This is a genomic window from Pseudomonas sp. LBUM1673 (assembly GCF_059695645.1).
Window position 1 is genome coordinate 3,172,777 of record NZ_CP166780.1, and the last position, 26,923, is coordinate 3,199,699.

The 26,923-nt window shown below is 50.6% G+C and carries 29 protein-coding genes; 15 read left to right on the forward strand and 14 right to left on the reverse strand.

Translation table 11 applies throughout. The annotated features are described in order from the left end of the window. Positions 1-82 precede the first annotated feature (82 nt). The gene (locus ACA044_RS14640) at positions 83-1,285 is read left to right on the forward strand and encodes a nucleotide-binding domain-containing protein (RefSeq protein ID WP_497446981.1); all 1,203 of its coding nucleotides are present in this window, start codon (positions 83-85) and stop codon (positions 1,283-1,285) included. A gap of 241 nt (positions 1,286-1,526) precedes the next feature. On the opposite strand, the gene ACA044_RS14645 is transcribed toward ACA044_RS14640, so the two are convergent. The 4 genes from ACA044_RS14645 to ACA044_RS14660 all read right to left on the reverse strand — a co-directional run bounded on the left by ACA044_RS14645 (position 1,527) and on the right by ACA044_RS14660 (position 4,861). Continuing rightward, a complete protein-coding gene (locus ACA044_RS14645) occupies positions 1,527-1,736 on the reverse strand; it encodes a hypothetical protein (protein ID WP_497446982.1) in 210 nt (69 codons plus the stop codon). Between the two features lie 72 nt (positions 1,737-1,808). Continuing rightward, entirely contained in the window at positions 1,809-2,300 is a 492-nt protein-coding gene (locus ACA044_RS14650; protein WP_497446983.1) for a GNAT family N-acetyltransferase, read from the reverse strand. 60 nt (positions 2,301-2,360) lie between these two features. After that, positions 2,361-3,824 (reverse strand): alpha/beta hydrolase, encoded by a 1,464-nt coding sequence (locus tag ACA044_RS14655; RefSeq protein ID WP_497446984.1) that lies wholly within the window; start codon positions 3,822-3,824, stop codon positions 2,361-2,363. Between the two features lie 143 nt (positions 3,825-3,967). Beyond that, positions 3,968-4,861, reverse strand: a complete 894-nt coding sequence (locus ACA044_RS14660; protein ID WP_497446985.1) for a ribonuclease H1 domain-containing protein — start codon at positions 4,859-4,861, stop codon at positions 3,968-3,970. Positions 4,862-5,347: 486 nt separating this feature from the next. Between ACA044_RS14660 and ACA044_RS14665 the strand changes: the two genes are divergently transcribed. The 3 genes from ACA044_RS14665 (at position 5,348) to ACA044_RS14675 (ending at position 8,048) form a co-directional block, all read left to right on the forward strand. After that, positions 5,348-6,436 carry an alpha/beta hydrolase gene (locus tag ACA044_RS14665; RefSeq protein WP_497446986.1) on the forward strand — a complete coding sequence of 363 codons (1,089 nt, stop codon included), beginning with the start codon at positions 5,348-5,350 and terminating at the stop codon, positions 6,434-6,436. A 340-nt stretch (positions 6,437-6,776) separates the two neighbouring features. Then, positions 6,777-7,403 carry a hypothetical protein gene (locus ACA044_RS14670; protein ID WP_497446987.1) on the forward strand — a complete coding sequence of 209 codons (627 nt, stop codon included), beginning with the start codon at positions 6,777-6,779 and terminating at the stop codon, positions 7,401-7,403. Positions 7,404-7,643: 240 nt separating this feature from the next. Further along, complete coding sequence (locus ACA044_RS14675) at positions 7,644-8,048, forward strand: hypothetical protein (RefSeq protein WP_497446988.1); 405 nt, start codon at positions 7,644-7,646, stop codon at positions 8,046-8,048. A gap of 501 nt (positions 8,049-8,549) precedes the next feature. On the opposite strand, the gene ACA044_RS14680 is transcribed toward ACA044_RS14675, so the two are convergent. The 5 genes from ACA044_RS14680 to ACA044_RS14700 all read right to left on the reverse strand — a co-directional run bounded on the left by ACA044_RS14680 (position 8,550) and on the right by ACA044_RS14700 (position 12,467). Beyond that, complete coding sequence (locus ACA044_RS14680) at positions 8,550-9,581, reverse strand: serine/threonine-protein kinase (protein ID WP_497446989.1); 1,032 nt, start codon at positions 9,579-9,581, stop codon at positions 8,550-8,552. After that, entirely contained in the window at positions 9,581-10,057 is a 477-nt protein-coding gene (locus ACA044_RS14685) for a hypothetical protein (RefSeq protein WP_109521224.1), read from the reverse strand. The genes ACA044_RS14680 and ACA044_RS14685 overlap by 1 nt, the downstream gene beginning before the upstream one ends. Positions 10,058-10,564: 507 nt before the next feature. Continuing rightward, entirely contained in the window at positions 10,565-11,146 is a 582-nt protein-coding gene (locus ACA044_RS14690; protein WP_497446990.1) for a hypothetical protein, read from the reverse strand. A 163-nt stretch (positions 11,147-11,309) separates the two neighbouring features. Next, positions 11,310-11,975 carry a histidine phosphatase family protein gene (locus ACA044_RS14695; RefSeq protein WP_497446991.1) on the reverse strand — a complete coding sequence of 222 codons (666 nt, stop codon included), beginning with the start codon at positions 11,973-11,975 and terminating at the stop codon, positions 11,310-11,312. A gap of 159 nt (positions 11,976-12,134) precedes the next feature. Further along, the gene (locus tag ACA044_RS14700; protein WP_497446992.1) at positions 12,135-12,467 is read right to left on the reverse strand and encodes a hypothetical protein; all 333 of its coding nucleotides are present in this window, start codon (positions 12,465-12,467) and stop codon (positions 12,135-12,137) included. Positions 12,468-12,850: 383 nt separating this feature from the next. Between ACA044_RS14700 and ACA044_RS14705 the strand changes: the two genes are divergently transcribed. The 7 genes from ACA044_RS14705 to ACA044_RS14735 all read left to right on the forward strand — a co-directional run bounded on the left by ACA044_RS14705 (position 12,851) and on the right by ACA044_RS14735 (position 18,916). Continuing rightward, the gene (locus ACA044_RS14705; RefSeq protein WP_497446993.1) at positions 12,851-14,089 is read left to right on the forward strand and encodes a hypothetical protein; all 1,239 of its coding nucleotides are present in this window, start codon (positions 12,851-12,853) and stop codon (positions 14,087-14,089) included. A 538-nt stretch (positions 14,090-14,627) separates the two neighbouring features. Next, positions 14,628-15,764: a radical SAM protein gene (locus ACA044_RS14710; RefSeq protein WP_497446994.1), complete on the forward strand. Its 1,137-nt coding sequence runs from the start codon at positions 14,628-14,630 to the stop codon at positions 15,762-15,764. Beyond that, the gene (locus tag ACA044_RS14715; RefSeq protein ID WP_497446995.1) at positions 15,764-16,378 is read left to right on the forward strand and encodes a 3'-5' exonuclease; all 615 of its coding nucleotides are present in this window, start codon (positions 15,764-15,766) and stop codon (positions 16,376-16,378) included. The genes ACA044_RS14710 and ACA044_RS14715 overlap by 1 nt, the downstream gene beginning before the upstream one ends. Beyond that, on the forward strand, positions 16,372-16,956 hold the full coding sequence (locus tag ACA044_RS14720; protein WP_497446996.1) for an AAA family ATPase: 585 nt from the start codon (positions 16,372-16,374) through the stop codon (positions 16,954-16,956). The genes ACA044_RS14715 and ACA044_RS14720 overlap by 7 nt, the downstream gene beginning before the upstream one ends. Next, the gene (locus ACA044_RS14725; protein WP_497446997.1) at positions 16,953-17,738 is read left to right on the forward strand and encodes an aldo/keto reductase; all 786 of its coding nucleotides are present in this window, start codon (positions 16,953-16,955) and stop codon (positions 17,736-17,738) included. Before ACA044_RS14720 ends, ACA044_RS14725 begins: the two co-directional genes overlap by 4 nt. 95 nt (positions 17,739-17,833) lie before the next feature. Further along, complete coding sequence (locus ACA044_RS14730; RefSeq protein ID WP_497446998.1) at positions 17,834-18,643, forward strand: TIGR02391 family protein; 810 nt, start codon at positions 17,834-17,836, stop codon at positions 18,641-18,643. 66 nt (positions 18,644-18,709) lie between these two features. Continuing rightward, a complete protein-coding gene (locus ACA044_RS14735) occupies positions 18,710-18,916 on the forward strand; it encodes a GIY-YIG nuclease family protein (RefSeq protein WP_497447227.1) in 207 nt (68 codons plus the stop codon). 232 nt (positions 18,917-19,148) lie between these two features. Here the strand turns inward: ACA044_RS14735 and ACA044_RS14740 are convergent, their stop codons facing one another. Both ACA044_RS14740 and ACA044_RS14745 read right to left on the reverse strand, forming a co-directional pair. Next, positions 19,149-20,078, reverse strand: a complete 930-nt coding sequence (locus tag ACA044_RS14740) for a hypothetical protein (RefSeq protein ID WP_497446999.1) — start codon at positions 20,076-20,078, stop codon at positions 19,149-19,151. 421 nt (positions 20,079-20,499) lie between these two features. Further along, a complete protein-coding gene (locus ACA044_RS14745) occupies positions 20,500-20,670 on the reverse strand; it encodes a hypothetical protein (protein ID WP_497447000.1) in 171 nt (56 codons plus the stop codon). A gap of 324 nt (positions 20,671-20,994) precedes the next feature. On the opposite strand from ACA044_RS14745, the gene ACA044_RS14750 reads away from it, so the two are divergent. Together ACA044_RS14750 and ACA044_RS14755 are read left to right on the forward strand one after the other, a co-directional pair. Beyond that, a complete protein-coding gene (locus ACA044_RS14750) occupies positions 20,995-21,897 on the forward strand; it encodes a tetratricopeptide repeat protein (protein ID WP_497447001.1) in 903 nt (300 codons plus the stop codon). A 204-nt stretch (positions 21,898-22,101) separates the two neighbouring features. Continuing rightward, positions 22,102-23,157 carry a hypothetical protein gene (locus ACA044_RS14755; RefSeq protein WP_497447002.1) on the forward strand — a complete coding sequence of 352 codons (1,056 nt, stop codon included), beginning with the start codon at positions 22,102-22,104 and terminating at the stop codon, positions 23,155-23,157. 123 nt (positions 23,158-23,280) lie between these two features. On the opposite strand, the gene ACA044_RS14760 is transcribed toward ACA044_RS14755, so the two are convergent. Both ACA044_RS14760 and ACA044_RS14765 read right to left on the reverse strand, forming a co-directional pair. Then, a complete protein-coding gene (locus ACA044_RS14760) occupies positions 23,281-23,598 on the reverse strand; it encodes a hypothetical protein (protein WP_497447003.1) in 318 nt (105 codons plus the stop codon). A 34-nt stretch (positions 23,599-23,632) separates the two neighbouring features. After that, positions 23,633-24,385 carry a hypothetical protein gene (locus ACA044_RS14765; RefSeq protein WP_497447004.1) on the reverse strand — a complete coding sequence of 251 codons (753 nt, stop codon included), beginning with the start codon at positions 24,383-24,385 and terminating at the stop codon, positions 23,633-23,635. A 344-nt stretch (positions 24,386-24,729) separates the two neighbouring features. Between ACA044_RS14765 and ACA044_RS14770 the strand changes: the two genes are divergently transcribed. Next, a complete protein-coding gene (locus ACA044_RS14770; protein ID WP_497447005.1) occupies positions 24,730-25,125 on the forward strand; it encodes a hypothetical protein in 396 nt (131 codons plus the stop codon). Positions 25,126-25,205: 80 nt separating this feature from the next. Here ACA044_RS14770 and ACA044_RS14775 read toward each other — a convergent pair whose 3' ends face one another. After that, positions 25,206-26,177: an endonuclease gene (locus tag ACA044_RS14775; RefSeq protein ID WP_497447006.1), complete on the reverse strand. Its 972-nt coding sequence runs from the start codon at positions 26,175-26,177 to the stop codon at positions 25,206-25,208. A 161-nt stretch (positions 26,178-26,338) separates the two neighbouring features. On the opposite strand from ACA044_RS14775, the gene ACA044_RS14780 reads away from it, so the two are divergent. Next, positions 26,339-26,860 (forward strand): GIY-YIG nuclease family protein, encoded by a 522-nt coding sequence (locus tag ACA044_RS14780; RefSeq protein ID WP_497447007.1) that lies wholly within the window; start codon positions 26,339-26,341, stop codon positions 26,858-26,860. The last annotated feature ends 63 nt before the right edge of the window (positions 26,861-26,923 follow it).

The window sequence follows — 26,923 nt, forward strand, 5'->3', positions numbered from 1 at the left end:
TGTGTTTGATCGAACTCTTACAAAGAGTATGCAGTCTAGGAGCATGGTATTTGAGTCCGTTACAGGGAGCACTGCATATGCCATGGACAGTCAGCAATTTCTCGATAGCGCCGCAGGAGCAGAATTTGGAATTCAACAAGCCATACGGGGCCTCTTTGGGAAGAAGGATATTAATCCGCATAGCATCGGCGGGCATCCGCATTTTGATCATTTGAAAGAGCCTGGCGCGATAGAATACGGCTTTAATGTCTCGCTTTTCATGGATATTAAGGGGTCGACAAAGCTTGGCTTAATTTATAGCCCTGAAGAAGTGTTCTTTATTAAAAATACCATTATTCGCTGTACTATCGAAACGATTCGCGCATTTGATGGGCATGTGCATCGAATTATGGGGGATGCTGTTCTTGCATTCTTTCGAGGAGATGGCGTTTCGGCTCGAAATGCCGCTATTGATGCAGTGAATTGTGGCTGTTATCTGGTTGAGTTCATGCGTCAGTTAGTGGCGCCTAAGCTACGTGATAACAACGTTGCGGAAGATGTTGGAATCCGGGTGGGTGTTGACTATGGTCAGCACGACAAAGTCCTCTGGGGGATGTACGGCTTTGAGGGGTCTTCGGAGGTTACTGCGACATCGTTCTATGTGGATGTCGCTGCGAAACTACAGCAAGCAGCTCCTCGTAACAGGGTGATGATTGGTGAGTCCTTGAAGTCTCTTCTTGACTTGCACGACGGTGTCGTCGAGTTGAAGAAGGTGAAGGAGGCAGGTGAAGATATTTTTGAACGTTTTATCTACCCTAATTACACCGGTGCGGATGGCAAACCAGTAAGCTACAGAAAATTTGTCCTTTCGCAAAAGCATTATTTTGGTCTGCTTCCAAAGCCTGAGTGGAGCCATGCACCAATTCAGTTGGCCGCAGTATTGAAGGCAAATAAAGACGCAATCGGTACTGGCGAAAATTACTATCCATGTTCGCGATCTATTCCGAAGGGTCAAGGAATAGAGTTCAAGGCGCGCTTTAAAATGCCTAAGTCGGCTGGGAAAGTAACGGTTAATTTTCGCGTTACAAATCACGGTAACGATGCTGAGTCACTTGGGCCGATACACTGTAAGTACGAGGACGAAGTGGAGGCAGCCTACAACCATGAGCGAGGAGAATATTTTGCCAAGTATTGGCGAGACACAGCTTATACCGGTCTGCACTACATGTCAGTTTCAGTGCTGATTGATGGCACGATTCACCGCCGGGAGCAGGACTTTGGGGTGTATATCGGCGCGAACTCGTAGGCTTAGGTTAAAAAATGAAGATACCAGCTTGAAATTCTTGCTGGCATACATCTGCAGAGTAGCAATAAGCACGGACAAGAGAACTGAACACTCGATAGCTGGGCCCCTGCTCCTCGAGATACCAAGTTTGATCGAGTGCCCTGTGATGGAAATCATTGGGCACGATCATGAGTCTCCACTTTTTTGTGTTCTGGGCTCAGTCGCCCAAGCTATGCAATCGGAACAAACGCACTTCATATCTTCAGAATGTCGGTGATGAGTTTTCGGTAAGAGATGAGTCGATGTTTGACTGCTCGAGCAGCCTCTCACGAGCTTGCTTGACAGTACGGATAATGTCTTCGGCATCCATGGCAGTATCGTGAGTGGGAAGGGGATAGCCAGCTGCAGCGAGTTCAGCTGCCCGTTTCTCAATCAGTAATGACTCAGGATCACGTTCACGCTGGAATTTCATAGCACCACCTATCTGGCTAACGGCTTAACGAATTCATGAGCTAGGAAGGGGCTCATATTTGTTTGTTGGATCTTAAGCGATGCTGTTGTCGAGTGATCTGTTGGCAAGAGCTTGCTGAATGTCAGAGATTGACCCGAGCCTGTGCCGGCCATCTTCGTAGGGGGTGAAACCCATCCGATTGCCAAACGCGGCGGCGTTTTTGTTCGCGCATTCGATGGCAAGGAATCTGTAGCCAAGCGCTGGTGCAAGCTTCACAAGCATCTCAAGCAAATCCCGGCCATGTCCTACTCGCTGTTCTTTGAACATCAGTCGCGCGAGTACAACGCACTCCCTAGGCCAGAAGTCTTGGGGGCGCACAAAAGCACGGAAGTAGAGATCGTATTTCCTAGTGAAAGCGGAAATTGTCGAGCCTGATTGCGATAGCATTTGCTTCACGTATCGCGGCTTGTATGAGAATCGTTCGACAAGAAAACCAGCCAGGTGAGGCTTTAAAAAATCGCAGCTTTGTTGAGCATATTCATACCACTCATCATCGCTCGCACCGTCCGAAGGAATCGTGAGCATCTCTAGGCTCCTCAGTGTTAGTCCGAGGTCAAAAGTGTAGACCTCATGTTGCTTGCAGGATCAGGTCGGTTCCCAATAACCGTGTATGGTCTTCTGAATGCCGGCGCGGCGATCAGGAGTGAGGCGTTCTTGGATGATGTAGTACAGATCCCGGAATACTTTGGACGTAGTCGCGATATAGCTGTGACCCAGTCCGAACATTTCGCGGCCAACGGCGGTGACGTCAACTGTCGATAGATGATCGAGCACGATAGGTGGAGATGAGTCACCCGCTCGCGGCAGCGAACGGAGACTGCGAGATAGCTGGATTGCCCTATCATGCTGGGAAGCATAGAGCGTTACTTGTTCGTAAGCGCCAAAGACTTTTCCTACTTGCTTGAATCGACCAGCGTCAACGTCTGGGGCGGCAAGGACTATTTGGCTAATAGGGGTTGCTCCAGGTTTGTCCTCCCAATTCTCGAGTACAGAAAGCAATGCACGATTGCCCATGCTATGGGCGATGATGTGAAGGCGAGTAAGACCAAGGTGTTGCGTGATCTCGGTCAAAAAATCGCGAAGATGTGAAGCCGACCATTCGATCGTTGCTTCGTCAGACATGTAACTCAGCACTTTCCCACAAGAGGCCCAAGAGTAGCAGAGTTTCACGCCGGGAAACTTCAGGTCATGACCGATCTGGGCAGCTCGCCAGATAGCCTCATCAAAGGTTACGTTGAAGCCGTGAATAAATAACAGGCCGTCACCATCTTTCAACTGAGCAGTCTCTAGCCATGAGCTCAGGCCTAATTCCGAGGTTTCATGGATGACAATATGCTCGTTCGGGTTCTGCTTGCGAGTACGCCAGATTTTCCAGGTCGAGGTAGGCCGCTCTAAGTAACCCTCTTTGTGAATGTGTGGTACCGACACATGAGCAAGTCCATAGGTTACCTTGTCGTCGCCACGGAAATCTGTGAAGCGAAGGGGGCCTCGACGAGGTTCTATCAACCGATCAGTACCAAAATGGATTACGTGGCGGGTGAAGTTTTCCAATTCTATTCCAGGAGAATACGAGCTCAGGCTATCGCCGATCCGGCGGCTACGCATGTATTCAATGCTGTCATCGAAGTGCTTTATTTCCTTAATAGGCGCTCCGAACGCATAGTCAGAATCCTCCAGATCGTCGTGCTGGCTAATAAGCTCGAACGGCAGGAGGACTGATCTGGTTACAAGAGTGCGAAACCCCGGGCTACGCGCAAGCTTTTGTGAGGGCAGCTTATCTTGGCTCTGCTGGCGCAGTATGTTGTCGACCTCCTGAGCGGGCGCGAGGAGTACCAGGCGAGCACTCTGTGCGACGAGATTACGAAAACACCGTTTTGCTGAGGTGGACGAAATTTCGCTTAGCAGGAAATCCTGGAAGGTGTCCGCTGGTGCCTTTTCCCAGCAAAGAAATAGGTGTGATGTGCTGATAATACGCCTGTTTGCTCGCTTGGCTGTGAAGTTGATCAGCAACAAAGCAATAGCTAGCTTGAGTTCCTGGGGTGTCCGCATCTGAATTCCCTATCTGGTGGTTATTGCTAGGCGCAACTCATGTAGGCGTTAGCTTACCCATGGTCTGGTCGCTCATTGGCTAGCCCGATGACTTTCTGCCCAAAAGTGGGCTAGTCAGTTGGGCAGAGGGTGCGTCATTTGTCTTAGCAGATACGGTCAATCGCCGCTGCATAGTCAAAATCGACGATAGCTCCATCAGCCTGCACCACCTGAAGACGGTGAACGAGATCTCCAGGAACGACCCAGAACTCTTGCGCTGTTATGACGTGCTTTGTCGTTTCCCAAATCAAGCTGAGCTTCTCGATCGCTGTAGGATGGATCACCCGACCGAAAGGCTCTCGCGATAGGTAACTGTGCAGCCTGGTTTTGAGTTCAAACCGAGAAGGGTAGGAGTGAGGGCCGAGTAAAAAAGGGCCGTCTCCAATAATCATGTCCATCTGCACCTTGGGAGCACGATGGAGCTCTTTGATTTCTCGATGCTCTCTTAGACGATTCCAGACGGTGTATCCTCTCTCGACATAGTGCTTGATCCACTTGGTCTCGGCAGCTAATGCGGCTTCTTTGGACTCGCAGAATTCTATAGCTTTAAATGCGGGCACCTGCCCCTTGGCAAGAATCTGCGCGATCTTGGCTGCGGCTCGCTTCGTTCTCTCGTGCGCCGTTCTCAGATGGGATTGCTGGCGACGAGGAAAGTGCCTCGTCTCGCCAACATAGAAGGGTTCTTCCGTTTCTGGGTCGATGATTGCGTAGACGATGATTCGCTTCGAGCGATTACCGTCCAGCGTCGTTTGCAGGGCGACGTCACTTGGTGCCTTAGCGATCGTTTCGGTATCAAAGTGGTAGATCGGCGAGTGAAGGGAGTGCGGGTTACGCGTGTTCTGCCGGTACCATTCCTCGGCGAGTGTAAGTGACCTGAAGGCACGGTGATCAGCGTCAGGGAAATGATCGATAGCAAGGCGGGCTCCACCCTCCCATTTGTCGAAGATACCAGTCTGACGTCCATGTACAACTGCATAAAAGCGAGGTTTCTTTGCCATCCTGACCGGCCTTCTTCAATTCGTCGTCACCGGTTTCCCGATTCATGCCTACTGCCATGCCCCATACCAGTACATAGAGTGGTAAATGCCTGGGATGGGGGCGAACTCTACGACTGGTTTTGGTCACGTCACCAATTTGCTCTCGGCCCTATTATTGTCAATGGGTACGGCCCCGCCATCGAGATAAATTGCCAGTCGCGTGCTCAATCTGTGGAAAAAGCGTGTATTCACTTTTCAAGCGCACATAAGAATCATGGTCGATTATAAATCAGGTGCTCGATGATGGCACATTGGCGGGATCGGTCTAGAGTTATGCTTGACCATTGAGGACAAGCTGCTATGAAACGGATATGTCAAATGCTGTCGGCTGCAGCTAAGGGAGTTTTTTTCGCTGTCGTACTTCTACTCGCAGGTTGTTTAGCTGGAGGTATGCACAGCTCACATCCAGTCCCTGCCCCTGCCCCTCCGCATTCAGATCCTGAGCCAATGCCTGATCGTCAGATTGAAACTGACTTAGGACAGTTTGAGGCTCCTAAGCAGCCCTTAGAAACCGATCTGACTAAGCCGCCGACAAGTGCTTACGAGAACGTGATTATTCGTACATTTTACGCAACTAATCGGAACGCTACAGGCTCATCAACTGCTTATCAAGCCTATGGTCTAAAAGAGGACGTGCTGAGTTATGGAGTAGCCGATGTAAGTATTCCACGTGATCATCGTTTGGGAAGAATGGAGGCCCCCGTCTTAGGTATTCGTTCATTCGAGAGTCCAAGAACCGACCTCATGCTAATGGGTGTTCAAGCCTTGACAAGGATTCAGCTTCTGAAGGCAATACGCGAAAGGATAGGAGAGAGCAAAGGAAAAAGTGCTCTTGTTTTTATACATGGCTATACCGCGTCCTTTGAGGATGCTGCAAGGCGCACCGCGCAAATGAGTTATGACCTAGGCTTTGAAGGAGCGCCGATTTTCTATAGTTGGCCCTCCCAAGAGGCAAAATTGGAATATAAAAACGACGAAAAAATAATTGAGCGTAGTATCCCGAAAATAAAAAGTTTTCTCAGCGATATTTTTCAAGAGACAGCGGCGCTGAATATCTATCTTGTAGCTCATAGCATGGGTAATCGGGGAATGGCTACAGCGATGTCCGAATTATTAAGCGAACAACCGGCGATTCGCCCAAGGTTAAAGCAGCTAATCCTAACTGCTCCAGATATCGGTGTGGATGAGTTCAAGGCCATAAGCGAAGCATTGGTCAGCGTCGGGGCTCCGGTTACTTTGTATGCATCATCCAAGGACAAGGCTCTCATGGCTTCCAAATTGGTCAACTCGATGCAGAGGATAGGTGACGCTAATCAGGAAGTAACGGTTATCAAAGGGATCGAAACGATCGATGCGAGTGACGTAAGCACAGATTTTTTGGGCCACTCGTATTTTGCAGAAAATGGTTCTGTTGTATCGGATATGTTTTATCTGTTCAGAACGGATTTACGGCCGGAGTATCGTTTCAACATGAAAACTATCAACAGCGATAAAGGCGCTTATTGGAAATTCAAACCAGGCCTCTGCGAGCCATAGGTGAGTGGCGTGATATCACCTTGTGATAGATCAAATAGCGCCCTTCCTTGTCTTTGAGTCAGCGAAGGTGCAGATCGAATGGTGAGAGAGGAGGTACATGGGCCGGGAGTGTGCCTTGCCAGAGTGGTGTTCTTCGTCCCTCCCAAAATCTGCGTGAGGATGGATCACTCAACCGAGAGGCTCTCGCGATAGACCGATAGGCGAAAGAGGTTGGCGAAGATAGGGGCGATAGCTGATGGTGTTATCTTTTTCAGTAGATCGGTAATTTTTTGGTTATTGCTAAAGTTTTATGAGCAGCGAGCCGTTTGTATTTGCATTCAAATTAATTGGTGGATGCTTTATGAATGGTGAGGTTTTTGCTGCAAGCAATGTCGTTTTCATGGTCGAGCGCCCGATGAGGTGGCACGGTTTTACTGATCATGAGCCGTATATGGCGTCGGTCGAAGTGGCAGATAATTACGTTTCTCTTGTCCTTGATGATTCGGAGCATTGCTTCACCGCGCAGCAGTGCGCCGAGGTGACTAAATGTCTTGTCAGGATGTTATTGACCTACTCGCATCTCTGGGTTTTCCAAGGGGACGCGGAATCGATTTCGCAGTTGGAGGCCTATGCCTCCTGGTACCAACTGATCCAAGCGCGATCATTGTCGGCGGAACGTGACTCATTGCAGATTTACGAATCGGGGAACAAGGGATTTGAGTTTTGCGCCTCGGGGTCATTTCGGCACCCAGAATCGCTCCCTGGTGAGCCGACTTATTACAAGCTTGCGATTGCCTTGGATGATGACCTTAACCTGCCATGCTTGAGCATTGACGGTCGGACATTCCCCTTCGATTTTGATGAAACATTCTGGATGGCGGAGCAGCTTTGGGTCGCAGGAAATCTGGTGACTCACACCGAGCAACCGATTAATTCCACCGTTAAAGTGCCGTGGATAAACGAGGAAGGTCAACTGGTTTTGATGTAGCTGTGAGCGCCGGGCTTCGAAGCTTTTGTCCGCTCCACCAGGGTGCGTCCACGACCCAGCTCGCTTCCAAAACCGGATGCGCTAAGGACAACCGTTGGCTGAGGACGATGTGTCATGCGGTGATCGAGCAGCCCTGTGCCTTACTGAGAAACCAGCGACTCATCTGCGGAGCACCTATACGCAAGAAACAAAATATGTTCAGGCTATCGACGCCTGTGACGCAGAGAGGAGCTGATCGCGATGACTTCTGATGAAGAGCTTCGGCATCGTGAGACCGCAAGGCGTAAAGCACTATGGACGCTTGCCAACATCCTTCCTGGGGATCTCAAGGCGCTCGATGCCTTAGACGTGCTTGACGATATTGAGCAGCGAGAACGGCTTGATACTGCGTCGATGGAACACCCTCTCGGCGTTGAGGAGGTTCGACGTTTCGTACCTACTGAGCCACACCCGATAGGTTGCCGCATTGTTCTCGAATCAAGCATTCCGCAGCCATGGCGTGAGCGTTTCCTGCGTGCCAGCTTGGGATCGACACGTGTAACGGAAGGGCCATATGCGCATGACTGGGAGAAGTTTCTTATGGAGTGGCGGGATGAAATGCGGCACGTAGAACGACATAGAGCTGCTAGAGGCAAACATATTTAGGGCCTGATGTCGGGTAGCCTCCTTCCTGTTCATGACATCTTTCTAGGGCGTTTCTGATCCCATCACCTAGGCGAGCCCATTCATCGAAGACCGCTTGTGTACAACGCGACTTGTGCAATACTGTATACATACACAGTTTTTGCAGGGAGTTGCAAAAAGCGTATCGACCGAAATGTCAAAGGACTGAGGACGGACTGGATATGAGCACCAAGTCAGCAAACTTAAAAGTAGCGCTTCCTCGCTGCCGGCACTGCCAGCGTTATTGGCAACCTGACGAGGGTGTAGTAGCTAGCAACACCTACTGTCCGTTCTGCTCGGAGTCCAGGCGTGCCGAAGCGGCACAGCGCCTTGGCCTCAAGCCTCTCAAACCAGCTGACGAGAACGATTTTTACCTGCTACCTCGCGCTCTTCGCCGTACCCAGTCCTAAACCTGCCTTGATCGGTTAGGACTGGGTATACGTGCGAGACAAAACGTTCAAGTGAAATCCTAAGCCGCTCGACTTAAATCTCAAAGTAGTCCTCAAGCTGCTTTATTAGCTGGCGCTTCGCCACTTTTCCATTCGACCCGCCTAACGATTTACTTCGCCCGGGAATCCCAAACGGCTCACTCCAGGATTTCCATTCATGACTTCGTGGCGAATGTTGCGTCCATTCAACGATCTTCCGTCTTGTTCCTAAGATTTGCTCCCACCTCACCAAACCAGGGGTGACGGTGGCAGCCCAGTTAGGCGTGGGCAGACCCGATAACGCATTCAGAACCTGGCCGGCGGTTTGATAGCGTAAATCCGGATCGTCGTTGAGCATTTTTCGGATCGCCCTGCGCCACGCTTTTGGTATGTGAGGGAGCCATTGGAGTGTGTCGACGAATCCGCCATCTTGAACTATGTGCTTAGGAGCTATTGCTTCGTCATACCAGATTTGCCCATGTAAAAGGCGGAAAAGGGTCATACCAAGAGCCCAGATATCGGTCTTTACGCTGGTGCCATTCCCCAGCCAAACCTCATAAGCGATATGGTCTAGATAACCAGCCTGCGAGCCATACCCTAGGATCAAATTATCGGTAACCAGTCCGAAATCGCCAAGTTGGGCTACCCCTACAGCGTCAATAAGGATGTTGCCAGGCTTGATATCCCGATGAAGCATTCCCCGCGCATGCAGTGCTTCCAAGCCTAGGGACACCTCTGTGCCGGCTTTGCGTGCTTCGAGAAGCCGCATTGGCCTCACCTCGTAAACGCTCTGAAGTGACCCACCAGGGCAGTAGGCCATACAAAAACGGATGCTGTTGCCGTCCGGCAGCTCTTCTATGTGATAGACCTGAACCACGTTCCGATGACGAGCCTTTGAGAGATTCTGAGCCTCGGCCAGAAAGCCCGTTTTATATTGCCACCACTCAGGGTCGGTATGATTTGGTTTTCGACTTAACACTTTGACGGCAACTTGGCCGTGCACGCCATCTTCGCCAAGGAAAACCTCACCGAAGTGACCATTGCCGAGCTTCTGGCCGACCTGAAGCGCCGGTACAATACCGTGCATCAGGCATTCCTCTGGGCAACAATGAGCATCGCGGCTTCGCGACTGGTTTTTCTCAGCTTGCCCCCCTCTGTGTGCTCATTCCAGAAGTCGTCGTCCTTCAAATATTCATCAACCTTTCGCTCGCCATATGTGCGACTGATGACTGCCTTCGAAAGTATTTTGACTTCGTTCAGTACAGAAGCGGCGGCAGCGATGACCACGCCTCGTACTTCAGCGCTTCCAAGCAGTGCCAGCTTTGCAGAACCAGTTGGTAACGCACTTGCCTTAATAACGACCTGATCGACCTTGTGCTCGGTCAGATAACCTGCACAACGTTGATGAAGGACGGCAAGCGCGGGCCCTCGATCGCCTTTTTGCAGGTTCCAAGTCGTATCGGAATGTATGGTGATGGGCTGCTTGTTGTCGTCTGGTACTTCGGCATTCACAACCGTGATGACCTCTCCTACAACTACGAGGCTTACGTAACGTCTTGTCATTCTTCTACTTCCTGTAAGGGGGGGCTTTCGCTGGGCGGCGAGTGGAGTGCCCGGGTAGTCTCAGTCTATCAGCACAAATGAGGAGGTGGCACTTGGCTGCCTAACCACGTGCATCAGGTAATCCCGACCTTTGTCCAAACATTAAGAAGGCTAACGGTACAAAACAGAGAGGTATCAAATGACTTGAAGCGCACTCGGTAATCTCGGCTATGGGATTGTTGAGATGAGATATCTGAGGGAGACGCTAGGGAGTGGCTGTGATGCATTATTTATCGACACAACGCGGGCCAGCCCCGTTTCTGCTTACGCGCATGCCGGGTTGCAAGGATTCAGGACTACTGCTTTGCCAATCCTTCTCATCGTCTGTTCATCACCAGATGCAGGCCTGCCGTTGCGAGCAGATCTTTTGGAACTTCCACGGTGACATCGTGGCCCCCATCTGCCGACGCGGAATCTGCAGGTAAGGAGGGGCAATCAGTAGACGGTCGAAATTGAAAAGCCTGTAGGTTAAATGCTCGCGTCAAACGCATCCATGGCTGCGCTGGGTGAGTCGAACCACACAAGGTCAGCACAGCTCAGAGCCCGGATGATCCGCTGGTTGGCTTTCGTATCAAGAACCGTCTGATCATTATTTTTAGGCAGAGAGAGGAGGTCTGTCGAAGTGACGGCGTACTGCTTTGTTGTTAAAGATTCGAGGCACACGTAGCGCACGGATGCGCCGGAGGCCAGACGGCGCCAGGTCACGACTTCGACAAAGTCATCCATCCCCGAAGCGCTTGGCGAGGAGCCTCCCTGATGGCCGGTCAACGGAGCGGTGGTGAATGGAGGCGCGTGAGTAGTACGGTTCGACGACGGCGGCTGGACAAGGTGCTTCAGCTCTTCGCGACCTGTCGTAACGAGTTCGCGAAGCTCCTCGGGATCCATGGACAATCCACCCCGATCACTGACTGAGTAATTCTTGAACTTGTTGAGCGCATCGATGGCTAGGCGGTCTTGTTTCTGCTCCCAAGCCGACCTTTTGTCTTCGAAGAGCCAGGCCCAGAACTGCATGAATAATCCCATTTTTTCTTTCACCCTGCCTTGATCCATGGGGAGCATCTTCAGTGAAGCGGGGGGAAATGTCCTGATATTTTTTTGCTGGGCGCAGGACAACTTCGTGGGAGTGGTTTGCCGCCAAAGACATCCCATCATGTACTGCCGAATACTCGGCTGCTCGTTCAAGCGCGATAACGGGTAGCCAAAGGCGAGAGCGCTATATCGTACAGAACTCGTCTATAAATCTCCCTTGGCCAGATACGTCGAGTTGGCATTCAACTGTCCATCTGCAGCCATCAAACACGAGCTGATAACTCCAGCAATTTCTCAACGGTTCCTGTACATCGACGACCCGAAATTCACGCATCAGATCTTGCGAGCTAGCGTGGTCTCCATGCTTGATCCGCCAAGCAGCAGCTCTGATGAGTTGCCCATGGCTGAAAACTAGGATGTCCTGGGCATCGTGATCCGCAAGCTTGGCCAGCATTGCATCTGCCCGCCCGAGCAGATGATCGAACGACTCAGCGCCAGGCCCATCAATCATCGTCGCGTCACCGCTCTCCCAGTAGTTTTCCGCATGTGGCTTTCGGTCGGCCTGGGTGCTGCCGGAAAATCGGTCTGGGTTCAAATAAGTAAATTCTTCGACGGCCCACAGCTCGAATGGCGCATCGGGGTAGCGCTGCGCGGTCGGTAATGCCGTAGCCTCGGCGCGCACAAACGGCGAAGAGACGATCAGATCTGGAACTGAGCTAAACGAATGGGCAAGTTCCTGGGCTTGGTGCTTGCCCTTTTCAGTCAAAGGTATGGAGTCAGGGGCAGTCGTGGCCAAACCGACATTCGCGGCGCTCTCGGCGTGCCTGATCAACCTGACCTGCTTTGGCATTTACTTCCTACCTTAAAAAACGCATGTGTAGTCTGCCAATGTTGAATTGGGCTGGCCGTGACAGCAGCTCGTAGTCTTGCAGATTACCGGCATCACGCGTTTTCTTTGCGTTTACAAAAAGGGGCGCCCATCAATTTTTCCCCAGCAGTCTGCATTCAGTTACATGCCTAATTCGTTTTCAAGTTTCATGGTGCGAAGGCGCATCGGCAAAGCCCTGGCAGGCAACCATCGAAACGCTGCTTCAGTCATCGCATGCCAAATCAAAACCTGGATATAAAGAGCGTCGTCGGTGGTGCCAATTGCCCCGTGAGGCTTGAGAGTCTGCTTGAGCAGTAGTGTCACTGCGCGAGGGTATCGACCTCGCCCTGTGCTGTCGGAAATCGGCACATAGGAAATGCAGTCAAAGGGGCGAGAGTAACCTCGGATCACGTTCTGTAATTTTGCGCGTAGCTCTTTCTTGCTCGACCGTGAGGCAGCGATCCACCAGATCAACTCTACGTCCTCCAACTCCATTCCTATGGGTGGCTCATCACAAAAATTGTCGAACTGGTCGAAGGGGAGCGGACGATTTGGGCGAGGTCGTGGGCGACCGGGCATGCCGTGGTTCGATGGGCAGTTTGAGATGTTCATGTAAGGCCGAATCTGGAGAAGGTAGGGATATTAGCAGCGTCGATGGCATTTCAAAAAAGCTTCAGCGAAACTCCAATCCTCTGGTAAGTACGCGCACTGTCAATCGGGTCAGGTTCGAGCTGCTGACGCTTATCTTGCTAGAGGACGGCGCAATTGAACAAACGCCATGCGACCTGGCATCAATGTCTCGGCAGTCCCGCGATTCGTTCTGAGTAGCTCTCTATAAAAGGATTTTTGGAAAACGTATGTCATCTACAGAATTGGACGAGGTCGTCCCTGGTACCGTTGAAAAAACCGTGCAAGTGGTCGAGGAAATTGCTGACCCACTTGGCCACCTCTCTGCAGAGCAGGTGGAAAATATCTACCAACGGTATCTGGGAGGCGAGAAAACAAGCGACTTGATGAACGAGTTCGCGATCAATACCAACACTAATTCTCTACTGAAGCTCCTACCTCTCCTGGAGCGTACCGATCTCGCTTGTCCGCATTGCAGCGCTCACGGGACGCAGAGACGAGCAGCCCGAAACAAGCCCGCAAATCGGCCAGTTTGCACCGGGTGTGATCACATCTTCCCGACGTTTAGTGAGGACATCTGTGGGTGCAGTGGTTGTAAGGACGAGTACCTCAGTCAGATCAATGGCGAGGGCATGCGCCATAAAACTGCTTATGACCAGCTAACGCTTCGTGAAAAGATACTTCTGCTCGCCGCCCTGACAATGGCCGGCCCTGCTGATGTGACCTGTTTCTCTTTCGCCCAGCTTCAGCGATGGCATCGCCGGTTAGCACCAACGCCCGAGTATCAGAATCAATGCATAAGTGAGCTTTTCGGTAGGCATATCATTCTTGTATCAGCAGATACGTCATCCGACGCGCTGGATTTTTACCGCAGATACGACAGGCATGATTTTTTATGGTGGACTCCCAACGTAAGCGCTGCTGATTCCGATGACGTGGCACTTGATGTGCAGTCTCTCCAAATGCTGATTGTTTACGACCTGGAGCGAAACAAGGCAGAGCTTGAGTCTGTTTTGACAGAGCTCATTTATGAGCTTGCTGAAGAGGATCTTGTAGAGTATCTGCGCTACCGAGTCGAAAACGCTGCCGTCGTATTCAAAGCGGAGCGCGCTACCCGTGAGGTCTTGAGGCCATTGCTTGCTTCAAGCTCAATCAGCAACATATTTAGCTTCATCTGGAAGGCAGTGAAGCAAGCTGACAATTCGCTTGAGAAGGGCACAGTCAAGGGCGCTACTCATGCGGGCAATAGGATCCCCTCTGCCATAGTCAGAGCAGCAGAAGCGGAAAAGCAGAACGAGTATGAGCGTTCGAAGCAGTCCAGGATTTGCCAAATTTCTGAAGTGATTTACAGCCTGATCCTGGATGATCCCGATGGTAGCTTTAAGGTACCTCTACCGCGTTACACCGCCGAGGTGATGCGACCGGTGCTCGAAGGTATCAGCAGCGCAAAAGACGCGAAATTCGCGTGATTTTGTCGGAAGTCAAAATCAGCAGAGGGGCGTGCGCCCCCTGCTGAGTTTATTGCACATCACTTGCGGGGATTCCCCGCATCACTCCGTTTATCTCGAATCTGCCCATCTTGATTCCGAGAACGCGGCTGCTCACCACCGCCTGGTTTAGGAACGTTGACGTCTTTGTTGATAGGGCGACGATCTGTCATACGAAATCTCCTTCATGCGTTAAGGATCTTACGAAAATACATCGGTAGACAGCGGGCGCAGCAAGTGGAAACCACATTATGTGGTGTTTTTATATGTTCTTGAGCACAACATAGTGCGTTTTTGCCGGTTTCGCAATTATTTTGGATCACATCTTGATGGCGCTAGAGCGATGGGTACATGGATCGCGAAAACTATTGCCTCAGGCATACGAGTCTGACTTGCCCGTACACTCAGAAATCAAGCTATCATCTGGCCATTACTGTACCCACCAAGGATGGGCGGGTAGGCACCTCCAAATGGGCGCTCACTCCATCTGTTGATCCGGCGGCAAGCAAGGAGAATCGCAGTGAGATCCCAAGTCAGAATCATCGAATCGACGCAGTTACAAAACGCCAACCCGAATCTGGTAGATCCTGTCGGGTACCGCAAAAGCGGGCTCAGCTTGAATCACATCATTGGCTGTCCACTCGATTGCAGCTACTGCGTTCGTCACCTCTATGGAAATTTCGATCAGCGCACGCCGCAGGCACTGATGAGCGATGAGGACGCCTTCCAGCGATTTATCACTCACCGGTATTTTCAGCCTCACATCACACCTATTCAGCTGTTCAACCGGGCCACCGACCCGATGCTCCCCGAGGTCAAGACTCATACCCACAATCTGTTGCGTATGCTTGATGAGGCTGGGCTAACCAACAATGTGCTAGTGATCACTCGATGGCGTGTATCGCAGGACGATTGCGAGCGTTTCAATACTCTCCGAAACCTCAAGCTGACAGTGCTGGTTACCTACTCAGGAATTGATGATCCGAAGATCGAACCCATCAAGTCTTCGATCGCTGCCAACAGCCTGAAGATGTTGTTCCGCCACGCCAGGCAGTACAAAGTGGTGCTGTATTGGCGCCCAATCGTTCCAGGGCTAAACGACTCACCTGAGCACATTGCAAAGGCCGCAGCGCTTGCCAATCATGCCCATGCGACCGTATTCAGCGGGCTGTTCTATCGCAAGGAGATAGCCGAGTTTTACCAGAGCCAAGGAATCCCTGAGCCATACAAAATGACGGCTAGGCGAAAGCTCTTCCCGTTGGAGGATGAGCAGAGGCTGCTCAGGTTGTACGGGGAACAGAATCAGGTGACACCGATCTTCCACAAAACCTCTTGTGGAGTCGCCTTTGCGCATCACCAGGCCGATTACAACGGACACTTCGGTATCACCGAACTGTGCGAAACCTGCCCGACCTCCCAATTCGCCATCTGCAAAGCAGCATGGAAGAAGCCGGATCAACAGGTTCTGAATCGAATGTGCCACGAGCTGGGTGCTGTGGGAGATCCGCAGGTGAACGACCGTGCGATTGTTGTTCGCGGTCTTGATGAACAGCGTCGTTACTATCTGCAGCACTCTTTAGGCTATCAGGTACATGACGCTGACAAGCCCCATCACTACGCGCGCCATGGCCGCGCCGAGGCAACAAGGAATCTCTGATGCTTAAAACAGACTTCGCGTGGCCCTCTGAACCCATCATCATCGTAGACGTTGAAGGCAATGGGCATACGCCACCGGACTTGGTCGAAGTAGGGATCGCCCCTTTTCCACCCGTGGAAATCCACGAGCTCCTGTCTTGGTTAATCAAGCCCGTCAACCGGATCACTTGGCAGGCTCAGCGCATCCACGGCATTAAAAACACGGAGCTGGAAAATTGCCCATCCTGGGCTGAGATCATGGACGACGTAGAACAGCATCTCCGGAACCGATGGTTCGTCGCGCACAATGCGTCGGTCGACTATGGCGTGATGAAGCGTCACTTGCCCGGATGGTCGCCAGTGGGGGTCATCGATACATTGAAACTTGCTCGTCACGTTTACCCTAGCGCCAAGAGCCATCGGCTTGAGTCATTGCTCGTTGACACAGGGCTGCGCGATAAGGTCGCCGACCAGCTCCACCGCGCCGCAGATGATGCTTACGCAACAGCCTTATTACTCGATCATCTCATCGAAAAGTCGTCCGCCAGAACTTGGCAGGACATCTGTAAGATTGCGCAGCTCAAAACGCAACCTGACGAGCAATCACCTCCCCCAGAGCAAGGAAACCTATGGTGAAGCCTGTTCTTTTAGGTGTTACTGGTACCCATTCCACGGGGAAGTCCACCTTCTGTGATGAGCTCAAAGTTTCACTTGAGTGCAAAGGCATCAGTGTCGCCACCATCCCCTCGTTTGGGAGGCTGGCAGTACAACAGGGCATTCCGCTGCTGACTCAACATACCTATGACTCCACGATGTGGTTTATCGATCGGACGCTCGAAGCGCAACGAACAGCCGCTGACAATGCTGAGGTGATACTGGTCGATCGACCGATAGTGGATGCTGTGGCGTATTGGAATGCCGCCGTCGAGCATCGAGGTACACCTGTACCTATGCATCAGATAGACGCGATTAACGCACTGATCACCAGCCAGCTTCCCGGCTACACAACCATCGTTGCTACTCGACTTGATAGCTCCATCGCTCTTGGCCCAGGACGCGATACCAATTTGGTTTTCAGGCAGTCCGTCGACACCCACTTACATCAGATCTTGAACCACTTCGGGATCCAGCATCAGATGCTTGTTCCTCATGTACGTGGTGCTCTACTCGATAGCTTACACACCGAAATTCTTCACAAGTTGGAGCGTTCATGATTGCCCCCCGGACAAGACTCTTGGCAGGAAAGCAGGTGAGGCGTCTTGGCTTCGGCACAATGAGGCTCACGGGGCCTGGTATATGGGGCCCACCGGCCTCAGAATCTGAGGCCATTCAACTCCTGCGCAGAGCCGTGGACTCGGGTGTGCAACACATCGACACCGCCGACGCTTATGGGCCAAATGTGGCCGAAGGGCTAATTCGCAAAGCGTTGTTCCCCTATACAGACGATCTGGTCATTGCTACCAAAGGTGGCTTTACCCGCCAAGGCCCGGGCAAGTGGACACCCTGCGGCTATCCGGCGTATTTGCGCCAGTGCGTCGAGATGAGCCTCAGACAACTTAGCGTTGAAGCAATTGATCTGTATTACCTACACCGTGTCGATCCAAATGTCCCTTTGGTCGACCAGGTCGGGGAGCTTGAGAAGATGCGTCAGGAAGGGAAGATCAAATCCCTGGGTTTGTCGAAAGTCGATATTCCTCAACTCACGCAGGCGATGACGATTGCTCCAATCGCCGCTGTTCAGAATCAATTTAGCATCCTGGACAACCATTCCGAGGGTGTGATCCTTTGGTGTGAGCAGAATGAAATAGCGTTCGTTCCCTACGCACCTCTGAGCGCCGGAAAGTGTTTTGCAACAAGTGAGGTTCGAGACCAGCCCACCTTGGCAACCCATGCATTGAAATGGCTTCTGAACTACTCGCCGATCATGTTCCCAATTCCGGGCACATCTAGAGTTGAGCATCTGGAGGAAAACCTCAGATCGGATATTGAGGGCTAGTACCCCGTGTGCTATCTCGTTAGGCACATTGGCCCAAGGATTGTTTTTCCCCGGTGCGCATGCGGCACTTTAGTGTTTACCGATGGAGATTGACTTTGAGTACCCGCATCGCACCCTTTAGTTCGCAGCACCTAGAAGCTGCATGTCGTGTTCTCGCTGATACCGAACGTGGCTTGAGCGGCACTCAAATTGGATATCTTCTCCAAGACATTCGCGTTCCAGACGCCGATCCGAGTAACACCAAGTGGAAACGCTTATTCAATGCGTTGGCACAAATGCAGAGCCAGCATCAGGTTGGGAACCATCTCATCCTTTTCATCAACTGCGCTATGAATCCTGTGAGTTACGCCCGGGATCGTGAGACCTTCAGTTGGCGTAGGGATGAGCTCAACGTTGTCCTCGCTTTCTCGGGATTCTACGTGCGCGATGATGGAAGAGTAGGGCGTGCGGACAAGGCAACCACCCTGGATGTGGCTCGCGCGCGTGTAGGCCGGCTCAAAGCAGCGCTAGAAGCACGAGCAGTACATGAGGAGGTTTTCAAATACTGTCGGGCAGAACTGTTGAGCGAAAATTACTTCCACGCAGTATTTGAGGCCACAAAGGGGATTGCTGCACGGATCCGAAACCTGTCGGGCTTGAATGGCGATGGCGCCGATCTGGTGACCAAGGCTTTCCTCGGACAAAGCCCAATGCTTGCCTTGGGGCCCCTGACCACCGAGTCTGAGAAAAGTGAGCAGAAGGGATTTGCGAATCTGCTAATCGGATTGTTCGGGGCTGTCCGTAATCCTATGGCGCATGCGACGAAGATAGACTGGCCTATGTCCGAGCAAGACGCCTTGGACATTCTCACGATGGTATCGCTCATGCATCGTAAGCTTGATGTTACCCGAAAGATAAACCCCTAGATTCAGCAAGACTGGTCAACGGTTTCAGGTACTTTGTCCCGACTCACCTCAATCGAGAAAAATGCGATGCCGGTCTATTTCATTGGTCAGGTGCAGGCCAGCAATTGCACTCACATCAAAATTGGGCGCGCCAGCGACATCACGCGCCGACGGGGTCAGCTCCAGACCGGTAGTCCATTTCCTTTGGAGGTCATGGGCCGGATTAGGAACGATAACGGCATCCACGTGCACACATACTCCCGGAGCAGCTTTCGCTCGGCATTCTTGATGTAGGCAGTCGTGTAGGACTCGCCCATATCCACCGGGCATGCGGATAACCGAGGTACCTCAATCTGCCACAACGGCAAAGCTTCCCCCTGCTTACACAAGGTGCCTTCACAAGGCAGCTTGGACTGGATGACCTCGTCTTCGAAAGGCTATCGTAGGTTTCAATACGACCATGCTCGTCGCTGGTTATCCGTCAATCTAAGCTAGTTTGACATCGATGCCATAGTTATCGATTGGATCAATGCCCGACGGCCAACGAGGCAGTAGTCCACGCCTCGGGCTCACGAAACAGCAAGGTGAGATCTAGTGCCAGTTTGAAGCCTGCCTCAGCATATTTCTCGATTTCGGCATGCCCATCAATGTCGATGGTAAGGCGTGAAGCATTGCCATGCACCAGCTCAGATCGTACATCATAGAGCTTGTAAAACTCTTTGGCTCTGGTGCCGCCGAGAACCTGCTTGACCAGCCGCTTACCGGATTTCGATATGGACTCTCTCTTGGCTTCTTCTAATACTTTGGTAAGTCGAGCCTTGACCTCGGGTGAGGCTTCAATTGCCGGGATTTTCTCCCTCAATGCATCAAGCGCTTCCACAACCTCCGTCTCCGCGCTTTCTCTATCGCTGAGAATCTCTACCGCAGTCATCGCAAGAATCAGTTTGGATTTCGCATGCGGATCTGCCAAGGCTAGTCCCAGTACAGTCAAGGCCTCCAGTGTGCGAATGGTTCCGAAATTGAAGTCAGCGTCGGGAAGAGCGATATCTGTGAGTGTGTCAAGATTGAATGCGGTTCCTGCGGGCGTTGCACCAGGCCAGTGCTGAAAGCGATCTGTTTCATAAACTTGTGGTCTGTAGCTAATCGCAACAATCCTGCGCTCTTCAAAAATGCTGCCGATAGCATTCGTGGCAAACCTCTGCTGGGTGTTGAACGACAGCCAGTCCTGATGGGGAATCCTGAGCTTAAGCAACGTGATCTTGGTTTTCATTAGCATGGATGCCAGTTGCTGCTCCGCATCTTCCTTGCAAGAGTATCCAGCGGAAGAAATCAGGAAGATATCGTCCTCTTTACGCTCTACTTTGATGGCTCGGGATTCACTCTGGAGCAATGCTTGAGAGGACTGCTGATCAATGTTGCGATCGGTCAATTTCACCGCAAATGAGTAGGAAAACACCTTTGATCCCTCAACGTTAAATGTAGGCGCGACTTGATTGGGCGATTGTATATCACAGTCAAAACTGCCCGAGCCAGGAGGGCAGTAGGAAATGGTTTCGATAGACCGGTCAGTTGGAAAGGGCGATCGCGGTGATAGAAAACCAAGATCAGTTATTTCGTGGTGCGTTGGTGGCTGGTGAGGCGGAGACTGGTTAACTACTACCCCGGCGAAAAGGAGGAGACGTGGGAGGCATTTCTATCCGACCTAGAGGTACCAGCACCTGAGTTCAAAGCTTAGGCATCAACGATTACCCGTTCGTTGACGCATATGCCCGCGTTTTTGAGGGAGCGGCACAAGGGGCTGCTAAGCGTGGATGATGAGGGAGGCTTGCAATGACTTTCTCGTTCATCGAGATGCCAAGAGATCTAGTGGCTATGTGCTATTTTTCTGCTTCCCATGCCGCAATCTCGCCTGTTAGGATAGTCCCGTAACTTCCACCAAAGAATTCCCATGCTGCCTGACATCCCATCCCGCACAGCTTTGCACGCAGGGTGCAAAGGCTATCAGCAACAACGCTGAGAAAAATGGAGACATCGTCATGGGCAATCATGTCAAAGTCGTACCTGTACGACGATACAAGCGTTTCCGCTTTGGTCGTTAGGAGTCTGGGCAAGTAACTTCGCTCCATGCCACAGCCGTAATGCATAACCTTGGTGGTAGCTGCACCTATAATTTCTGGTGAAATCGGGCTGACGTGCCAGCGATGTCGGTTTCGACGCGAATATCTCCCTTTTCGCACATCGTTGATGACGCGAGTGCTACTGGGACAGAAGGCCCCAAGCGTCCTCCTAAAGTTTTATTCAATCCGCCCGGGCATCTGTTTTCGAGTTCCCAAAACTTTTAACTTGCCGCTCACATAAAATTTCTTACAGACATGCACGAAGAAACTAATTCTGCGACCTCTTTAGATGAGAGAAAACTCTCAATCGAAATGGCAAAACTTGAGCTCGAACAAAGAAAACTAAGGTTTGAGGAAATCAAGACAGCTATGGCTGTCAAAAGCTATCGGATCGACTTGGTCGCCAAACTCGCAATCCCAGTAGCGGTACTCATTCTGGCAGCGGCGACATACAGCACGAACACCAGTATCAACGATGCACGCATGGTATTAGAAGTCGATAAACAGAAAAAAGATTTCAGCCAAAAGCAGGAAGAACTCTTCATCAAGCGCACTGACGTCGAGCGCAATCGGATGGAAAGCAAGGCCAGATTCATACAGAACAATCAGAAACTTATCTTCGAGACCGATCCAGAATCTGTACAGAGAGTCACATTGCTCGCGAAGGCTATGTTCTCAAAAGAAGATCTCGACGACATGCTTGAGAAAGTAAAGACGTTCAGGATCGAAACTCCAACGCGCCAAATCGAGTCAGACCAGTCATCACCGTTAAAAGCGGCAGCTGAATACATCGAGACTGGCAAACGTTTTACACAGAAGGGTAACTTTTCGCAGGCGTTGATCAATTTCGAGATGGCAACACTCCTCAATACCTCGGATGCGATGGCCTGGAACTACAAAGCTTATGCTGAAATGCGGACTGAACGTAACGAAGCGGCGCTAAAAAGCATCAGTGCGGCGATCAATTTGCAGCCTGTTGATAGCGGTAACGTGCAAATAATTGTGATAAATGCGACGAAAATTTTGTGTTCGCTTGGACGAACTGAAGATGCTCGTTCTTATATCAATAAGAGCATTGCAATCGTGCCTCAGGTGGTTGGAAAAATCCGTAGTGATAATGATTTCACTCGGCGCTGTAATTTCAAATTTAGCAGTTAAGCGCCCTGAACAGCTTTAGTCATGCCATTTCTAGGAGCTTACTTTGCATGGAGCATCGGAAACCAATGATAAGCCGTCTGGGCACTTTGGCACAGAATTATCCTGAGGTGGATATCGTAGCCTATGAGGATGTTGGCTGGCGGAAAGACTGAGTGATGTTTATGCCTTCAAACTTAGTGAGATTGACCATAGGTGATAGTTGTGATGTCCAAGGATGAAAGTAAGGAATTAAGGTTCTCAGCAGCCAGCGACGCTATAACTAAGCTAGCTTTCGATTTGATACCGGGGGCTGGTGCTGCAAAGGGTATCTACGAAATAGTGAAGTTTGCTATGGATAACGTCATTAAATACCAAGAGGAAAGAGCTAATAAGCGTGCGGAAGAGTTTCATCGCGGTCTGTTGGAAGGAGCCCCTATTCTCATAGGCGGAGCACTCGATGTGGAGGATTATAACTCCCTGTTGAAGGCTTGTTTGGATGATATTGAAAATGATAAATCGCTTATATATGGCCAGCTTGCTCGGTCAATAGGGTTGTTTAAGGTTGAGGAGAAATATAAGCGATTTTTAATTATTGCCTTGAGTCAACTAACTTCTAGGCAGGTAGATAAGCTTCGGAAGGCCTGGATAGCATCCAGTTACACCTTAATATCGTCGGACGGTCTGGGCAGTATTTCTCAGAAGGACTATCTTGTCGGTGAGGTAAGCGAAATAATGGATGAAGTAGATTATGAGGCGCTATCCACTAGAAGGCTTGTAAAGGAAGAGAAACTTACTGTGCTAGGAAATACATTGGTTGAGTCGTGCTATAAAAGCGCTCAGCTACTTCCAGAAGCCATAGGCAAAACACCATGGGTTAGTGGTTCATTAGATGTCATCACTGCTGAATCTAAACATCATTCAACAAGCGAGTTTTTGGTTCGACTGCTCTCTTTGCTACGTGCTGGGTTGGTTCAGGCTAAACTTAATAATCCGGAAAGTCAGTTTAGAAAATCTGAGCATTTGAGAGTGCTGTCTGTTTGTGTTGTACTGATTAGGGATGTGGCACTTTATTCAGAGCATGCTGAAGATATCAGGTCTTTGGTTAATGGTAGGGGTGTGATTCTGGCATTCATCGGTGCTAGGAATGTGGAGGTTACTAAATTATTTGATGTTGTAGATGTTGTGGAGTCTGTTGGAGTGAGTCCTTCAGAGTGTAGTGATTTAATGAATGAAATTTCCAAAGCTGTTAGACGAAGGGTTGAGCTTGCAAAGGTCTCGTAAAGCGCAGGGTGGGCGAGAGCAACAGTATGATATTTGTAAGGGGGAGCTGTTTGTCATGATGCTCCCCCGAGCGTACCACTACGGGGATTGCGGAAGTTCGATTTATACTTCAAAGACGGTTGCTTAGGGCTTATAGCCTGTAGAGGGGGCGTCATCGTAGGACTTCCCGTCTTGAAGGTAATCTAGTTTGTCAGGAACGAAAACTCCTTTGAGGTGTACTAATCGTGTAGGCTTCAAGTTTGGTACGTTTTCTATCTCTTTTTCATGATTTTTCATGAACTCTGATATCTCTAAAGATAGAGGGCTGTCTGGCTCTTCTGCTATGTTTCTAGCTTGTTTTCGGAGCTCTTGCTCTCCTTCTTTGGTGCTTACATCAAGCACAATGCCTGTCAGATTTTTGAGGGCTTGTGCAAGTAACAATAAATCTTTATCGGTGCTCATTGTTTTTCTCCTGATGCCAATTCCATAAGTAAGCCTAGCACATGATATGGCTGTCTTGTAAAGGCAGACTAGCGGGATGTTGGACGTGTCTCCAGATGTCATTTTTGTCGCTGAAATTTCGGGCATTGATTTTGCTTAGCGCAAAATATCCACCTCGATCTCGCCAGCGGTAAAAAGTAAGTGGGATGGAGCTTTCGGGGACTGGCTTAAATGTACAAGAGAGGTAATATTGTTTGAGTTCTTCTCCACCTTTCGGCGATGAATGAAGAAGCAGGGCGCCATCTCCGTCATATTTGATGGATGCTTGGATCGCGGTGTCTAACAATGCTTTTCCAACACCCTTTACCTCTTCCTTGTAAGTATAAGTGTCGTAGAATTCTTTTGGTGCCGTGGATAAATACCAGACGTATGTTTTTCGCCCAAACTTCTCCGCTTTGCAAAGATATTGAGGAACCAATGTAAGCATTCCTATAGGATAGTCCTCGTTATCAAGATTGATTGTCAGGCAAAATCCTTGAGCCGGGGCGGCCAAGGCGTTGAAGTGACCAATGTTATGGATTTTGTTTAATTGAATAATATTGTGCCAGTTCCATTTGTAATCTGCGCGAATAGGTTTAGGGTTAGAAACTTTCCCGTCGCTGTAATGTGTATGAATAATGGGCTGAACGTAACGGTGCCAAATTTCCGCAAGTGTTGTCGTCATAGGGACAATTTTCACTCTGGTGTATTCAGTGGGGCCATCAACTTTCAGGTAAGAGATAAAGGGCTTTAGTTTTTTTGAAATCATAAGATCAACGAAATCCTTTCATTAGTAATGCTGTAGATATGTGAGGTGCAAGCATGAATTGAAAAAAGGCTGAGCTCTAGCTCAGCAAGGTAGCGAGTGTCGCTGGAGTAGTTTTCAAACACCCCTATACGACAAGCATACCATTCGTGCCTCTATGTTTGGCAGATCCAGGAGGTTGTCTAAGTCTTTTTAGGGAGCACGAACCTCCTGTGTGCAACGATCCATAAAACGTGGGGGGGATTAGGTCAGGTGTAAGCAGCATAGTTCGCGTGCCACGCAGGTGCTGAAATGGTTTTCGGCAGCTTGTCGTGTCAGCACTTCTCCAATCTATAGAGGGCAGTTTGATGGCCCGCACTTCTTGTGAAATCTGGCAAAATCCGTACTTTAAAACGGTTATACGATGGGGTCGCATGCGAATTCTTGGTTTCACGTTGGGGGCGATTTTAATGGCAGTGGCAGCCTTACCTGCACATGCGAAAGGCCTCAGTAAGAATGAGCTAGAAATTTGCAAATGGGGCGCAGGGGTCGCAGGCAATGCCCAGCAGTCCAAGCTTTCTGGAACCACCCTATACAGTGCTCGAAACAACCTGAAAAAAAAGACGTATTCGAAGCCGTGGATGCCGAAGATGGCGTTAGGCATCACCGAGCAAACCTACAAAAGTAAGTCGAAGCTCCAGCCCTCAGTGGTTAAGAAAACGTATTACGATGGCTGTATAAAGCATGAGTTGGCCAGGAAGTAGAACCATCGAAAACGCATTCTTGCTGGGCACACCTGGCGTTCACTAAACGCGCAGCCCCATTAGAGGCTGCGCCGTTGATATCAGGCTTTCTTGCAGTTGCCCGCTATACGGTATCCTGCCGCCCGAGCCTCAGATTCAGTTTCAAAAGTAATTTGGTTTTTCACCGAAACCTGACCATAACCAGGACACCCAACTGAGAGGTGATACACCTGGCTCTTTCGGTTGCCAATGATCAAATCTACTCCGGTCGCGCTTGCTAGGGTTGGCTGTGCTGCTACTCTCGGAGGATTAACAGGAATGGCACTAACTACCCCATCACCAACCGCCTTATACCCTTGTGACCATCGACGCTCGCCAGTCACGAAAGGGTTGGAGTGCCCCATGATTGCCGTAATGCGCCTATCCCGCTCTTTCTCCCAAGCCGAAACCGGATACTGCTTGTCCCAGGCCATTAGGAGCTGTTGCTGCTGACGAGACATGTTCAGATTGTATCTGTCGAACATGTAAAAGGTTGTCCTTGCGACCAGCCCTTTAACCTCGTCACGCGGTTCTGCAGTTCGTTGATTGAAGTCGACTCGCGTCTTGCACTGCCCGTACTGCGGCGCTACCCCGGAAGCCATTCCATAATTGAAATTGCTACGGTCGCCGTTCACCTCACCTACCGATGGATAGAGGTTGAACAAATCGGCCTCCATTGCTCGAAATACCGGATCATCGTTTACGCAATGTTCTCGACCACCATTCTGCCAGCATTGCCGTTGGTGACCGAATGTCCAAGCTGGAACGATGTGCTCCCATTCAGTTCGGTCTGCGCGGTTCTCTTGCTTTCTAGCTTGAAGGCCGCAGGATTCAGCATCGATGCGACCACCCGATTTTCCTACCCACGTCCATTTGCAGCCGCAGTACAGCTCGCCCATCGAGCTGCTCGCTTGGTCAAGGTAGATCTTCTGCTTTGCTATGACTTTAGCGTCGGTGAAATTCGATGGCGGGGCGGAAAAGGCAGGATTGATAATTGACAGAGATAGCGTCAGTACGTAAAGCAATTTTTTCATGAATGAGCATATTCAAATTTCGGGTGCCGCATTGTACTCATGATGAATCGCCCCGGGTTCGCTGATGCATCGTAAGCTTGATGTCACCCGAAAGATTTAGCAGGACGGGGCAACTGTTTTTCAGGCACTTTGTCCCGACTCACTCAATAGAGAAAAATGCGATGCCGGTCTATTTCATTGGTCAGGTGCAGGCCAGCAATTGCATCCACATCAAAATTGGGCGCGCTAGCGACATCACGCGCCGGCGGGGTCAGCTCCAGACCGGTAGCCCATTTCCTTTGGAGGTCATGGGTTGGATTCATTCAGAGAATGATGCAGCTCTTGAAAGGAAGCTCCACATCCATTTCGCGCGACAAAGGCAGATAGGAGAGTGGTTCCTGATCGAGCCTGCTGACGTCTTGCCCATCCTGATGAGTGAAGGTGTGGATGGATTCATAGCGAAAAATGCTGATGCATTCGAAATTACGGGGTATGGGCGAGACGCTTTGCCGGAATACATGGGTGTCTGGGCGTGGGGCGATTTAGAGATCGAAGAGTGCTGCCCGTTTTGTGGATGCTTTTGCGGTATGCATCACCGAGACGCTCCTCCATGTATCACTACATCAATTGTGATGTGCTCACAGACTTTTCGGATCTCTCGCGGGACGAGTGTGACTGATCGGTTCTCACATTTAGCCGCATAGACAAGTTTCGATATCTCATACCCTTTCAGAGTTTTGCCTAGGTTGTCTTGCTCGGTCACACTG